The following is a 13,278-nucleotide window of genomic DNA, read 5'->3' on the forward strand; positions in this document are numbered from 1 at the left end:
TTTACAGAGAAGCTTTGACACGCTGAAAGACATCTGGAAAGTTGGTGAAAAGACCGGTGACGCCGTATTGCAGAAGACGTGTCATGTCTGCTTCGCTGTTTACCGTATATGGGTGAAGGAGGAGTCCGTGGCTTCTGACCTGCTGTACATTTTCAAGTGTCAAAGCTCTAAAATTCGGTCCGACCCCCACTGCATACGATTTGATGAAGTCGAGCTGATCATCTGTAATAGACGTCATTTGCGCTCTATCTAATAGCTGTACTTTTGGAAGCCGAGGGGCGAGTTTCTGCAATTTTAATAGACTTTCTTGGCTGAAAGATTGGATGATGACCTGCCCTTTTCTCGTATGTTTTCCAAGAAGATGATGTTTCTTTAAGACGGCCAATAGTTTTTCTTCCATTTGCGGATAGATGTCTGGTTTTTTGGTTTCAATATAATAATTTTCTCGTTTACCGAAGTAGCGTAATACCTCATCTAATGTGAGGACTTGCTGTCCAATAAAGTGGGCATTTTGTTTGTCGGGGTTGGCTTCGTTAAACCATGCACCGGCATCAAGCTGTTTGATTTCGGCAAGTGTGAGGTCTTTGACCCAGCCGGTTCCGTTTGTCGTCCGGTCAACCGTTTCATCGTGCATGACGATGAGGTGTCCATCCTTTGTCATTTGAAGGTCGAGTTCGAGGTAATCTGCATTCATCTTTGTGGCGAGCTTGTAGGAAGCTAGGGTATGCTCTGGGGCATACCCTGATGCTCCGCGGTGTGCAACGGTTAAAATGCGATCTGGAGATAAAAGATGTTCATGTGCCGATATGGTGGTCGGCACCCAACCAAAAGACAGTAAAGCAAAAGAGAGTAACACGAAAGCAAGTAATCTACTTTTCTTCATATTTTATCCTCCTTTTACGGTAACTGCCTCCATCATAAGAAATAGATGTAAAGGGCATGTTGGGCGGAGATGAATCTTTTATGTGATTTTCATTAAGCTTGCTCTACGCGCTTTCCTGTATTCCATGTCATGGCGAGGAACACAATCGCAAGGATACAAGAACCAACTAGTAAAATGAAACCTCCTGTCCAGTCATAGTGATCGACGACGACGCCCATCATGGCATTAGCAAAAGCAGAGCCACCAATATATCCAAAGAATCCTGTCAACCCGGCAGCAGTGCCAGCGGCTTTTTTCGGAGCGAGATCAATGGCTTGCAGTCCAATGAGCATGACGGGTCCGTAAATTAAAAACCCGATGCTGATGAGGGCAATGTTATCAACCATTGGATTGCCAGCAGGGTTTAACCAGTACACAAGAACCGCAATTAATACGCCAATCATAAAGAGGACGCCAGCAGGTGCGCGGCGGCTTCTAAAGAAGCGGTCACTAATCCACCCGCACAATAATGTACCAGGGATGCCTGCATATTCATAAAGGAAATAAGACCAGCGTGAATGCTCTGGTGAGAATCCTTTTGCTTCTGTTAAATAGGTAGGTGCCCAGTCTACGACCCCATAACGGACAAAGTACACAAAGACGTTGGCAATGGCGATATACCAAAGGAATTTGTTGTTGAGTACATATTTAAACAAAATCTCTTTTACGGTTAATTCTTTTTCTTGATCTTCATATTGTTGTGCCGGATAGTCATTTCGGTATTCTTCAATTGGCGGAAGACCAGCGGATTGCGGGGTGTCCCGTACGAGAAGAATGATGACGAAGGAGACGATAATGGCAATGATGGCAGGGAAGAAAAAGATACTTTTCCACGTCGCAAACAAAACAATTCCTAATGTAATAAGCGGTGCAAGAATCCCCCCGCCGATATTGTGAGCGACGTTCCAAATGGACATTTTCGTTCCACGTTCACTCACCGAAAACCAATGTGCCATCGTTCGTCCGCATGGCGGCCACCCCATTCCTTGAAACCAGCCGTTTAAGAACATGAATAAAAACATGATCCATACACTGGATGTCACCCATGGAAATGAGACAAATAGAATATTGATAAGAGCTGATAGAAAAAGTCCAGCGGCTAAAAAGTATCTTGGGTTACACCGGTCTGAGATCATCCCCATAATGAATTTACTAAAGCCATAAGCGATAGAAACAGCCGCCAGTACAAAGCCTAATTCACTTTTTGTGAACCCCTCTTCCTGTAAATAAGGGATGGCAAATGCGAAATTTTTGCGCAGCAAATAGTAGCCCGCATATCCGATAAAGATTCCCAAAAAGACTTGCAGCCGCAGCCGTTTATAGGTTTCGTCTGTTTTGGCATCATCGAGCCTGTCGATATGCGGAGCTGGTTTAAACCATTTGAACATAAACATCCTCCTCTTGTAGATATGACTAAAACAAAAGTACGAGATCTGTCTTTGATCTTGTACTTTTTCAGAGACAAAAGAATTGATAACGCTTTCTTTTGTACTCCCATCATATCGGATGGAGAAGATGTTTATGATGAGGCTTTTGTCATTATTTTGGAAAAACAGTTCATGAAGTGATGAAAAAAATCCGCACAATGGCGGATTTTTAATAGTGGTTAAATCGATACATCAATTTTGGCAGATTTCTTTAGTTGATCAATTTCTTTTTGTACTTCTTTTTGCTTTTCTTGAGATTCTAACTGCTTCTTGATTTGTGATTTGACGTCTTTGAAATCAGGTGCTTTTTGTTTTTGTTTTTTCATTTGTTCGGCGTATTGGTCATAGTACGCTTTGACGTCTTTTTCAGACACAGAGGCTGATTTAATTTCTTTGTCGACATATTGGCTGTATTTGATGCTGTCGGCAATATCACTTTTCAGCTGATCCATTGTCAGTCCGCTCTTTTTGAGTGCTTCTTCAAATTGAGCATTGTCTTTAAATTGTTTCTTTTCTTCTTTTAGCTGCTTATCGACTTGCTTGTCAGAGGCTTTATAGCCCTTCTTCTCAGCATCTTGCAGGATGAGCTCTTGACCTACTAGCGCATCAATGGTTTGCTTTTTGACAGCTTTTGCGCCTTCTTTAGATGTTGGGTCTTGTCCAGACTGCTGAAGTTGACCTTGAATGGTTGATAGGGCGCTATTGTATTCACTTCCTGTGATTTTATCTTTGTTGACGGTCGCAACGACCTTTTGATCATCAATTTTTTGTGCGTCTAATTTCTTTTGCATCTCTTCCATTTGCTTTTGCTGCTCTTTTTGGTCAGCCTGTGTTGTTTCCTTGCTGTTGGCTGAATCGTTTTGCTTATCCTGTTTTGCATCGTTTGATGAGCAGGCTGCAAGCCCCACTGATAACAGACAAGCAATGAGTGTATATGATACTTTTTTCAATTATTTTCTCTCCCTTCGGTATGAGAACATCTAGTGCGCATTCTAACCGTTTTAGAGGAAAAATAAAACCGTATAGACGAATTGTTAGCGGATTGACATGTTTTTTATCTGTTTGTCCTCATTTTGTCTTCTCATAGTCATCATATGACAGCTCAAGTTTGGAATAATTGTTCCATCGCTTCGTCGAGATTGGTGATCGGCTGGCGGCAGCTGTAGTTTTCACAAATATAGACCGTCGTGCTGTCGTTGATCGTTTTGTAATCTTTTGCAAAAGGTGCGAGCCTTGCTAATTCTTGCCCTGTTTCGGCAGTTAAAATGAGATCAAATGGCATGAATCGTTTTTGCAATGCTTGTAGAAGCTGTTCTTTTTGCGGATCGCCCTTTTTCCCGAGAATAATGATTTCTCGTTTGACGGCATATTGGCTTAATAGTCCTTGTAAAAAGGCGGTATGTCCGCTTGGATAGGAAGAGACATCGACGTAAAAGGCGCTGAACATCTTCTCTAGTGTTTCGATCCAGTCTTGACGTCCGATCATTCTGCTTAGTTTCAGAAGCTGTTGGAGTGCAGTACTGTTACCAGACGGCATGGCCCCGTCGTATACTTCTTTTTCCCGAACGATAAGCGTTTCTGCATCTGAGCCTGAGAAGAAAAAGCCCCCGATTTGCTCATCCCAAAACAGTTCAAACATATTTTCAGCAACGGCTCTGGCTTTTGTCAGCCAATCTAGGTCAAAGGTCGCTTCGTATAAAGACATATACGCTGTGAGCATGTGCGCATAATCCTCGATAAAGCCTAGATGCTTTACGTCCCCTTCTCTGAAGCGGACCATGAGGCGTCCCTGTTGGATGAGGTGTGTTTCGAGAAAAGACATCGCCTGTTTTGCCATGCGGATGGCCTCTTTTTCATGAAAGACACTCCCTGCTTTGGCAAGTGCGGAGATCATCAGCGCATTCCACGAGGTGAGTACCTTGTCATCGATTAGCGGTGTAGGTCGCTGCTGTCTTACAGTGAGTAAAATGCGTCGAGCGGATTGCAGTTTGGAATGAAGGGTTTTGTCGTCGATTGAATATGCTGCTTTGATGTCATCAAATGAGGTGGAAATGGTATGAGGGATGTTCTGTCCTTCAAAATTTCCTTCCTCTGTGATGTGGTAGACCGCACAAAATAAAGTGCCGAGGTCATCACCTAAATGGGTCATGATCTCCTCTTTTGTCCAAACGTAATATTGCCCTTCTTTTCCTTCTGAATCGGCATCGATTGCGGAATAAAAAGAGCCGTCACGATTCATCATGTCTCGTTTAATAAATTGAATGAGGTCTTGGACAAGCTTTTCGTACTCATGGTGTTGAGTGATTTGATAGGCTTCGGTGTAGGCATCTATCAGCAAGGCGTTATCGTACAGCATCTTTTCGAAATGCGGCACAAGCCATTTTTCATCGGTTGAATACCGAGTAAATCCAGAACCAATATGATCATAAATACCGCCGTTTGCCATACCGTTTAACGTTTTTGTGACAGCATATAACGCATTTTCTTGCCATGTCCATTCAAAATAACGCATGAGAAACGTGAGCATATGAGGTGCGGGAAATTTAGGCGCAGAACCGAAGCCGCCATACAGCGTATCAAAGCTGCTCATGAGCTGATAATAGGCTTTGTGAATCGACTCCTGAGTGAGCGTATTTTCTGTCTGCCCTGCTGCCTTGATCCGCAAATTATTTGTTGCCTTTTCTGCCAATGATTCAATATGATCTCGGTCGTTGTGATACGCATCCATCAATTGCGTCAGTGCTTCAATGAAGCCAGGACGGCCGTAAGCACTTCTTTTTGGAAAATAAGTCCCCGCATAAAACGGCTTTTGATCAGGCGTGACAAACACGTTGAGCGGCCAGCCGCCTTGTCCAGTCATCATCTGACAAACGGACATATACATCGAGTCAATGTCCGGACGCTCCTCACGATCGACTTTGATTGAAATGAAATGCTCGTTTAGGATGTCAGCGACTTGTTGATCTTCAAAGCTTTCGTGTGCCATGACGTGGCACCAGTGGCAAGTGGCGTAGCCGATGCTGACAAGCACCGGTTTATTTTCACGTTTCGCTTTGTCGAATGCTTCTTGCCCCCACGGGTACCAGTGAACTGGGTTGTGGGCGTGCTGAAGGAGATAGGGTGATTTTTCCGTGATGAGTGGGTTGGGTGTTTGGTTGTTTGGCATGGAATCACCGTCCTTTCTAAATGTTTTTAGTATTTTCTTTTCTCTATTTAATATATCAGATTGTTGATGCCCGTCATCATTTGTCTGTGAGGTATTCCCAAAATGAAAAAAACAAGGGTTATAAACCCTTGATCGATTCATTATTTCACTTTTTAACTACATCAATCGTAATGTTTTAACAAGATGGCTGAATTATGTCCTCCAAAACCAAAAGAATTGGATAGCCCATATTTCAATGGAAGCTGTCTCGCTTCTAATACAACATCTAAATTGCAATCTGGATCTTGTTTCTCTACATTAATAGTTGGCGGAATCATTCCTCGTCTCAAACTTTCTACTAAAGCAATCGCTTCTACTCCGCCGGCAGCACCAAACATGTGCCCAGTCATTGACTTGTTCGCCGTTGTTGGAATTTCACCTGAACGTTCACCAAATAATTTCTTAATCGCAAGAACTTCTGAACGATCACCTACTTGTGTACTTGTTGCATGAGCACTAATAACATCGATTTCACTTGTTGATATATCTGCACTTCTCAATGCTTTCTTCATGGCTAAGTAGGCACCCCTACCTTCTGGGTGTGAAGCGACCATATGATGTGCATCTGAACTAGCCCCGTATCCCACTACTTCACATAATATCGGCGCATCTCTAAGAATTGCGTTGTCTAATGATTCTAATACTAAGATACCTGCGCCTTCACTCATCACAAAGCCATCTCTATCTGTATCGAATGGGCGGCTGGCTCGACTTGGGTCTTGGTTTCTAGTAGATAGTGCATGTGCGTTTCCAAAGCTAGCCAAAGATATCTGATTGACGGCAGCTTCTGCTCCACCGGCAAATATAATATCTGCTTCATCGTTTCGGATCGCATTGAAAGCTTCACCAATTGAGGTGTTCCCAATAGAACAAGCTGTGACCGGTGACAATGATGGCCCTTGTGCGCCTAATTTTATGCTGATTTGGGCCGCAGCTGCATTTGAAATCATCATGGGGACAAGGCTGGGGCTTACTCTCGATGGACCTCGTTTATCTAATACATTCACCTGATCTACAAGCGATTGTATGCCCCCGATTCCTGATCCAACATATACGCCTAAACGTTCAAGATCTACTTGATCTAACTGTAATTGTGAATGTTCTAATGCTTGTTCGGCTGCTGCTAACGCAAACTGACTAAAACGATCTAATCGTTTTGCTTCTTTTCTCCCTAATATTTCATCTGCATCGAAATCACGAACGATTCCAGCTATTTTTGTTTTATAATCAGTCGTATCAAAAGAATCAATGTGAGATATTCCCGATTGTCCTTTAACGAGTTGATTCCAAAAGCTATCTATATCATTTCCTAGTGGAGAAATAACTCCCATTCCAGTAATGACAACTCTTTTCATGATCATTCCCTCCTTGTTTTTATTAACTTTAGCCATTGTGTTATCCTATTACAAGTTGTTGTTTATCCTAGTATAATGAATAATATTTTAAAAGGAGACCTTAATGAAACCTGAAACAAGACTTCAAGCATTATCAGAATTTCTAAAAAACCAACGTTCAAAAATCACGCCTCAAATGGTTGGTTTACCTGTAGGAACCCGCCGAAGAACACCAGGACTCAGAAGAGAAGAAGTGGCTCAACTAGCCGGTGTGAGTCTTACTTGGTATACATGGTTAGAGCAAGGCAGAGATATAAAAGTATCTACTTCGGTATTAGATGCTATTTCTAGTGCATTACAATTAAATAACGATGAAAGGAGATATTTGTACGCTTTAGCATTAGAGGAAGGTGTGAAACAATCCTATATCATTGAGAATGAGAAGGAAATCAGTCCGGCTTTAGTGAAAATTTTGCAGGAGCTTCGTTATTGTCCAACGATTATATCTGATAGAAGAAGTCAGATTGTTGGGTGGAATCAAGCAGCAGCTAATGTATTTTTGGACTTTGAACAGATCATCCCGGCAGAAAGGAATATCATACGCTTACTATTCGCAAGAAAGGAATTTAAAAGTTTAGCCGTGAATTGGGAGCATTTTGTAAGAGGATATATCGCCATATTTAGAACGTATTATGGACAGTATGTGGCAGACGACTGGTATGAACAATTTATAGAAGAGATGGAGCAGGCATATCCTGAGTTTCGTAAAATATGGAATGAAAATGAGATCAGCTATGCACCTGAAGTATTAATTGAATTTCGTCATGCTAAGGCAGGTAAAATGTTGTTTAATCTCACTTCATTACAAGTGTATGGGGATACTGATTTAAGATGCAGTGTCTATACACCCGTTGAGGATACTGAAACTGAGCTTAAGTTAAAACGTTTAATTGAAGGCTAGCTATTGTTTGGAGAGAAGAATAGATTTGAGGTATCCTTCCATGTTCAGAAAGTAAATAAATTAGGTATTTATGATAGAAATTATTTTTTTACTTCTTAAAACTTAATCATGACATTTAGCTTCTTTGGGTATTGCTGATTGAGACATGCCGTCTATTCGCTTATCTAGTTCAAATAATATGAAAAAGTTTATGATGATTTGAAGAGAGGTAATTGAGGAAATTTTGGTTCCTTCAACTACCTCCGTGTTACATTTATATTCGCTTTTCTATTCATAACTTCAATTGATCTTTGCTTAACCAAGGTTACGCTTCTACAATCTCTAATAACACAGCATTTTGATGTAACTTGTCAATTCTCCTCTACCTCTTCACCAGTACATATTGTAAGTTTTCTAATTCAAACATATCAATCAGTTCATCGATCCCTTTAAAATCGATATGTTTTCCAAACCGTTTTGTGCTTAGGTCAATTTCTACATCCAATTGATCGTCCTTTTCTTTCATTTCGAGTTCATTTAGACAAGAATAGATTTCGATGGTTTCTCCTTTTGACAGCTCTTTTTCAATGAATTTAAAAAGTGCACGAAGAGAATGAATGATGTCTAATTCATAAACAAAAGGGTGCGTGAATTTGTTTCTTACCGCTTCATTGACGGGATCTAGATAATCAATGTGAATGCCTTCGAAATCCTCTTCTGTTTCAAATACTTCTATCAAAAGATCTTCTTTTTGATAGATTTTGGGCTTTTTTTGTTTTTTATCAAACATGTTGATATTGAGTTCAGAGAATGGTTTATAGGTAGGATTTTGACCAATGGTACCAAGCGGCAGTTCTTTGTTTGATCCAATATAATGCTGTAAAGTCATGGGTTACCCTCATTTCTTGAAATATCCCCTTTTAGCGTTGATTATTTCCTTTTTACCAATTTAGAGATAAATATGCAACGGCTTGACATATCGGTATTTCTAGATATACAATGTCTGCCATGGAACCTATTGATGTGTTTAAGGCATTATCGAATGAAACAAGGTTGAATATTTTAAAGTGGCTTAAGGAACCAGAGAAGCATTTTCCTAAGCAAGGCGCTCATTTACCGAAGGAGGTTAGTTATAAGGGGGGCGTTTGTGTTGGGGATATTCAAGAAAAGGCGCAAATTTCTCAATCAACGGTCTCTAGCTACTTACATTTGATGCAAAAGGCTGGTCTGCTCGAATCGGTACGGCATGGGCAATGGACATACTATAGACGAAATGAAGAATTTATCCAACAGATCGGACAATATATGAAAACAGAGATCTAAAGGATGTGTGATTTCTGTTTTTTTCTATTCTATATATCTGTTTATCTAGATATATAAATATATGAATTGAAGGAGATTTGATGATGCGTTTGATTTTTTATGTACTTGCGCTATTAGCGGGTGCGGCACTTAGTTTTGAAGGAGCCATCTATGCGGAACTTGGGAAGTCGATCGGACAGTTAGAAACGAGTTTTTATAACTTTTTTGTCGGTTCAATTATCATGGGGCTATTGTGGCTCTTTTTTGGCAAAGGTGACCTTTCCTATACGTTGAAGGCACCGAAATGGTCGCTACTTGGCGGAGCGATGGGGGTTGTGTATTTAACGTCTATTGTGGTGAGTGTTCCATTTGTTGGTGTGGGGGTAACGATGGTTGCTGTCATTATTGGTCAGCTGCTGATGAGTATGGTGATTGAGCATTTTGGCTGGCTAGGGAGTCAGAGAACGAGAGTAAACAAAGAGAAGGTATTTGCGGTCATTTCGATGATCATTGCCCTTATTCTTATTCATTAGGAGGAAAGTCGATATGGCATTATTGTTAATTTTATTTACTTTCATCGGAGGCATTACGTTAAGTGCGCAATCTTCCATAAACGGTACGTTTAGCAGGAGAGCAGGTACGATTGAAACGACCTTTTTGACCTTTTTAACGGGTACGATGTTTTTGACCATTCTGATTTTATTCTTTGGGAGCGGACATCTGTTGAATCTCTTGCATGCACCAAAGTGGCAGTTGAGTGCGGCTTTTCTTGGAACGGCTTATTTAATCCTGACAGTGGTCGCTGTTCCGAAAATCGGTGTCATTGCTGCAAATATTGCGGGGATTGCTGGGCAGCTTGTCATTGGAATGGTCATCGATCATTTTGGCTGGTTCCATAGCCTAATGATTTCACTTGATCTCAAACGCATATTGGCCTTATTTTTTATGCTGATCGCTCTTTATTTTATTTACAAAGGAAATAAGCGCTCTAGAGAGGAAGCGAGTGCTTAAAGAGAACGGGCTGCTGTGACATTTGCTCTCAGCAGCTCTTTTATACTGATTCATCATGTTTGACTAAATACCTATCAGGGTATACTATCTGATCATAGGGAAAAGAGAAAGGAGTGTTAAACGTGGAGTATAATCAGCAGATGAAGAATCGTCTTCGCCGGATTGAAGGGCAGATTAAAGGGGTTCTTGCGATGATGGAGCAGGGAAAGGATTGCCGCGAGGTGGTGACGCAGCTATCTGCATCTCGTAATGCGATTGATCGGGCGATGGGTGTGATTGTGAGTACAAACCTTGAACAATGTGTCCGTGAAAGTCTTGAGCAAGGCAAGGATACAGAGGGGCTTGTCAAAGAAGCGGTTGAGCTCTTGGTGAAAAGCCGGTAAGAAATTCCTCAGCCTTTGGAGGTTGACGAATTTTTTTACTTGTTATAATATACCCTTACCGGTATGTGTATATATTTTTTGTTTTCAATATACCCCCACGGGTAATTTATATAAGGAGGATCATGATGGAGGAACAGAAAAAACGAACAACAATTGTTTTATTTAGTGGAGATTATGATAAAGCGATGGCCGCTTATATTATTGCAAATGGCGCAGCAGCTTATGATCACGAGGTGACTATTTTTCATACTTTTTGGGGGCTGAATGCCTTGCGTCAGGAAGAGATGGTGCCACTGAAGAAGGGATTTTTAGAAAAAATGTTTGGCAAAATGATGCCGCGCGGCGCTGATCGAATGGGGCTGTCAAAGATGAATTTTGCAGGAATGGGACCGAAGATGATCAAGCATGTGATCAACAAACACAATGCCATGACCCTGCCGCAGCTCATTGATATGGCGAAGGAACAAGACATCAACCTCGTGGCATGTACGATGACGATGGATCTTTTAGGGCTACAGGAGAACGAGTTACTAGCAGACATTCAATATGCAGGTGTGGCAGCGTATTTAGCAGAGGCAGAAATCGGGAATGTGAACTTATTTATCTAGGGAGGTGTTCATACATGATTCAAACGCTTTTGCTCATCATTGTGCTCGCTTTGCTTGTGAGCCGTTTTCTTCCTGTACGGGGTGTGAAACAAATGGACGCAGCTCATCTGAAACCTAAATTGCATAGTCGGCATCAACAGCTGATAGACGTGCGATCACCTTTAGAGTTTCAAACAAATCATATAAAAGGATTTCAAAATATCCCCTTACCACAGTTAAGGAATCGAGCGCATGAGCTTGAGAAAAACAAAGAAATTTATGTGATCTGCCAAAGCGGGATGAGAAGTATGCAGGCGGCTAAATTATTAAAAAAACAGGGATTTACCCACATTACGAATATCAAGGGTGGCATGAATGCTTGGCGATTATAGGTATAAATAGGCTTTAAAATATACCCCCACCCCTATAAAAAGGAGGAAAAACAATGCAGCAACCAACAGCAATTCTAGATGCAAAAGGATTGGCATGCCCAATGCCCATTGTCAAAACGAAAAAACAAATGAATGAGCTCTTGCCAGGAGATGTGCTTGAAGTGCAAGCAACCGATAAAGGGTCTACAGCGGATTTAGCAGCTTGGTCAAAAAGCGCCGGTCATGAATTTTTAGGAACGAAAGTAGAAGGACCGGTGCTTCATCATTTGATTCGTAAAGGCGGAGCGAAACAGGAGGAGGAGCAGTCAATGATTTCGGAAATGTCGTTGAACATGTTTCAACAGAAGGTAAAAGAAGATCAGCCATTGTTTATTTTAGATGTACGAGAGCCGGATGAATATGAAGCGGGTCATATTCCAGGAGCTGTTCACATCCCTCTTGGCGAGGTGGAACAACGTGCTGAAGAATTGAACCGAGAGACGCTCATTTACCTCATCTGTCATTCAGGCAGAAGGAGTGAATTAGCCGCACAAAAGTTAAAAGAAAAAGGATTTCATCAATTGATCAATGTAGTGCCAGGTATGAACAGCTGGACAGGAGAGATTGAAAAATAGGAGCTGAATGAAACGATGACTGTAAAAGCAATGACAGCAGAACAGTTAACAAAAAAGATCATCAACAAAGAGCCGATCTTTTTGTTGGATGTACGAAACGAATCAGATGTGCAGGACTGGAAAATTGAAGGGAAAGCCGTTGAATATTTAAATGTGCCTTACTTTGAGCTTCTTGATGGCGTAGAGGATATGGTGGAGAACATACCGGATGACCTAGATGTACTGGTCGTTTGTGCGAAAGAAGGCTCCTCTATTATGGTGGCAGAGATGCTGTCAGAGGCAGGCAGAGCGGCCCGTTATTTGCAAGGCGGCATGAAGGCATGGAGTGAGCATTTAGAGCCAGTGAAGATCGGTGATTTAACTGGCGGTGGAGAGTTGTACCAATTTGTGCGAATGGGCAAGGGGTGCTTGTCCTATATGATCATGTCGAATGGGGAAGCTGCGATTATTGATGCAGCTAGAATGACGGAGGTCTATACGCAATTTGCTAAAAAGCATCATGTCACAGTGACGCATGTGTTTGATACGCACCTCCATGCGGACCATATATCTGGCGGGAAAAAGCTGTCTGAACTGACTGGTGCTATCTATTGGCTACCGCCAAAAGACGCCGAAGAGGTGACATTTGATTACAAACACCTTGAAGAAGGACAGCGTGTGACGATTGGAGCGACGGAGATTGATATTCATGCCCTTTATTCACCGGGCCATACGATTGGTTCAACCTCTTTTATCGTAGACGGCCGTTACCTCCTTTCAGGTGATATTTTGTTCATTGATTCGATCGGACGACCTGACCTAGCCGGTATGGCGGAGGACTGGGTAGGTGATTTGAGAGAAACCCTTTATACACGATATACGGCGCTTTCGGCAGAATTGATTGTGCTGCCTGCACATTTTATGATCGTGGATGAGCTTAATGAAGACGGAAGCGTTTGGAAGGAGCTAGGCGCTTTGTTTGAAGAAAATCACGGGCTGAACATTGAAGATGAAGACGTATTTAGACAAATGGTCACGCAGGATCTCCCTGCACAGCCAAACGCTTATCAAGACATTCGGTCTACCAATATGGGGAAGCTGAATCCAGACGAGGAAGCGCAGCGAGACATGGAAATTGGTCCAAACCGTTGTGCGATTCGATAATGTTCAATAAAATAAAGA

The 13,278-nt window shown here is 41.8% G+C and carries 15 protein-coding genes; 9 read left to right on the forward strand and 6 right to left on the reverse strand.

Annotation, left to right across the window (positions count from 1 at the left end):
• Position 1: 1 nt before the first annotated feature.
• The 5 genes from NSQ11_RS01280 to fabF all read right to left on the reverse strand — a co-directional run bounded on the left by NSQ11_RS01280 (position 2) and on the right by fabF (position 6,909).
• Positions 2–883: a glycerophosphodiester phosphodiesterase gene (locus NSQ11_RS01280; RefSeq protein ID WP_017358710.1), complete on the reverse strand. Its 882-nt coding sequence runs from the start codon at positions 881–883 to the stop codon at positions 2–4.
• 92 nt (positions 884–975) lie between these two features.
• Complete coding sequence (gene glpT / locus NSQ11_RS01285) at positions 976–2,310, reverse strand: glycerol-3-phosphate transporter (protein WP_008343899.1); 1,335 nt, start codon at positions 2,308–2,310, stop codon at positions 976–978.
• Between the two features lie 218 nt (positions 2,311–2,528).
• A complete protein-coding gene (locus NSQ11_RS01290; RefSeq protein ID WP_017358711.1) occupies positions 2,529–3,299 on the reverse strand; it encodes a SurA N-terminal domain-containing protein in 771 nt (256 codons plus the stop codon).
• A 152-nt stretch (positions 3,300–3,451) separates the two neighbouring features.
• The gene (locus NSQ11_RS01295) at positions 3,452–5,515 is read right to left on the reverse strand and encodes a thioredoxin domain-containing protein (RefSeq protein ID WP_342501210.1); all 2,064 of its coding nucleotides are present in this window, start codon (positions 5,513–5,515) and stop codon (positions 3,452–3,454) included.
• Positions 5,516–5,676: 161 nt separating this feature from the next.
• Positions 5,677–6,909 (reverse strand): beta-ketoacyl-ACP synthase II, encoded by a 1,233-nt coding sequence (gene fabF / locus NSQ11_RS01300; RefSeq protein WP_216099401.1) that lies wholly within the window; start codon positions 6,907–6,909, stop codon positions 5,677–5,679.
• A gap of 103 nt (positions 6,910–7,012) precedes the next feature.
• On the opposite strand from fabF, the gene NSQ11_RS01305 reads away from it, so the two are divergent.
• The gene (locus NSQ11_RS01305; RefSeq protein ID WP_025206654.1) at positions 7,013–7,849 is read left to right on the forward strand and encodes a helix-turn-helix transcriptional regulator; all 837 of its coding nucleotides are present in this window, start codon (positions 7,013–7,015) and stop codon (positions 7,847–7,849) included.
• A gap of 361 nt (positions 7,850–8,210) precedes the next feature.
• On the opposite strand, the gene NSQ11_RS01310 is transcribed toward NSQ11_RS01305, so the two are convergent.
• Entirely contained in the window at positions 8,211–8,717 is a 507-nt protein-coding gene (locus NSQ11_RS01310) for a hypothetical protein (RefSeq protein ID WP_099496266.1), read from the reverse strand.
• A gap of 119 nt (positions 8,718–8,836) precedes the next feature.
• On the opposite strand from NSQ11_RS01310, the gene NSQ11_RS01315 reads away from it, so the two are divergent.
• From NSQ11_RS01315 to NSQ11_RS01350, 8 genes are all read left to right on the forward strand, one after another.
• Complete coding sequence (locus tag NSQ11_RS01315; RefSeq protein ID WP_008343888.1) at positions 8,837–9,151, forward strand: metalloregulator ArsR/SmtB family transcription factor; 315 nt, start codon at positions 8,837–8,839, stop codon at positions 9,149–9,151.
• A gap of 83 nt (positions 9,152–9,234) precedes the next feature.
• Complete coding sequence (locus tag NSQ11_RS01320; protein ID WP_008343887.1) at positions 9,235–9,663, forward strand: DMT family transporter; 429 nt, start codon at positions 9,235–9,237, stop codon at positions 9,661–9,663.
• Between the two features lie 13 nt (positions 9,664–9,676).
• A complete protein-coding gene (locus NSQ11_RS01325; RefSeq protein WP_035390624.1) occupies positions 9,677–10,141 on the forward strand; it encodes a DMT family transporter in 465 nt (154 codons plus the stop codon).
• 122 nt (positions 10,142–10,263) lie between these two features.
• Positions 10,264–10,524, forward strand: coding sequence for a metal-sensitive transcriptional regulator (locus tag NSQ11_RS01330; RefSeq protein WP_003217059.1), 261 nt, complete (start codon positions 10,264–10,266; stop codon positions 10,522–10,524).
• Positions 10,525–10,649: 125 nt separating this feature from the next.
• Positions 10,650–11,132 (forward strand): DsrE/DsrF/DrsH-like family protein, encoded by a 483-nt coding sequence (locus tag NSQ11_RS01335; RefSeq protein ID WP_052320710.1) that lies wholly within the window; start codon positions 10,650–10,652, stop codon positions 11,130–11,132.
• 14 nt (positions 11,133–11,146) lie between these two features.
• Entirely contained in the window at positions 11,147–11,503 is a 357-nt protein-coding gene (locus NSQ11_RS01340; protein WP_079919416.1) for a rhodanese-like domain-containing protein, read from the forward strand.
• 53 nt (positions 11,504–11,556) lie between these two features.
• On the forward strand, positions 11,557–12,117 hold the full coding sequence (locus tag NSQ11_RS01345) for a sulfurtransferase TusA family protein (protein WP_241511698.1): 561 nt from the start codon (positions 11,557–11,559) through the stop codon (positions 12,115–12,117).
• A 15-nt stretch (positions 12,118–12,132) separates the two neighbouring features.
• A complete protein-coding gene (locus NSQ11_RS01350; RefSeq protein WP_079919412.1) occupies positions 12,133–13,260 on the forward strand; it encodes an MBL fold metallo-hydrolase in 1,128 nt (375 codons plus the stop codon).
• The last annotated feature ends 18 nt before the right edge of the window (positions 13,261–13,278 follow it).

Origin of the sequence: Bacillus sp. FSL W7-1582 (genome assembly GCF_038593325.1) — a bacterium.
In the GTDB taxonomy this organism is placed as follows: domain Bacteria; phylum Bacillota; class Bacilli; order Bacillales; family Bacillaceae; genus Bacillus; species Bacillus altitudinis.

Coding starts and splice junctions, on each gene's coding strand:
- NSQ11_RS01280 (WP_017358710.1), bottom strand. CDS start 883: ATGAAGAAAAGTAGATTACTTGCTTTCGTGTTACTCTCTTTTGCTTTA.
- glpT (WP_008343899.1), bottom strand. CDS start 2,310: ATGTTCAAATGGTTTAAACCAGCTCCGCATATCGACAGGCTCGATGAT.
- NSQ11_RS01295 (WP_342501210.1), bottom strand. CDS start 5,515: ATGCCAAACAACCAAACACCCAACCCACTCATCACGGAAAAATCACCC.
- fabF (WP_216099401.1), bottom strand. CDS start 6,909: ATGAAAAGAGTTGTCATTACTGGAATGGGAGTTATTTCTCCACTAGGA.
- NSQ11_RS01305 (WP_025206654.1), top strand. CDS start 7,013: ATGAAACCTGAAACAAGACTTCAAGCATTATCAGAATTTCTAAAAAAC.
- NSQ11_RS01310 (WP_099496266.1), bottom strand. CDS start 8,717: ATGACTTTACAGCATTATATTGGATCAAACAAAGAACTGCCGCTTGGT.
- NSQ11_RS01315 (WP_008343888.1), top strand. CDS start 8,837: ATGGAACCTATTGATGTGTTTAAGGCATTATCGAATGAAACAAGGTTG.
- NSQ11_RS01320 (WP_008343887.1), top strand. CDS start 9,235: ATGCGTTTGATTTTTTATGTACTTGCGCTATTAGCGGGTGCGGCACTT.
- NSQ11_RS01325 (WP_035390624.1), top strand. CDS start 9,677: ATGGCATTATTGTTAATTTTATTTACTTTCATCGGAGGCATTACGTTA.
- NSQ11_RS01335 (WP_052320710.1), top strand. CDS start 10,650: ATGGAGGAACAGAAAAAACGAACAACAATTGTTTTATTTAGTGGAGAT.
- NSQ11_RS01340 (WP_079919416.1), top strand. CDS start 11,147: ATGATTCAAACGCTTTTGCTCATCATTGTGCTCGCTTTGCTTGTGAGC.
- NSQ11_RS01345 (WP_241511698.1), top strand. CDS start 11,557: ATGCAGCAACCAACAGCAATTCTAGATGCAAAAGGATTGGCATGCCCA.
- NSQ11_RS01350 (WP_079919412.1), top strand. CDS start 12,133: ATGACTGTAAAAGCAATGACAGCAGAACAGTTAACAAAAAAGATCATC.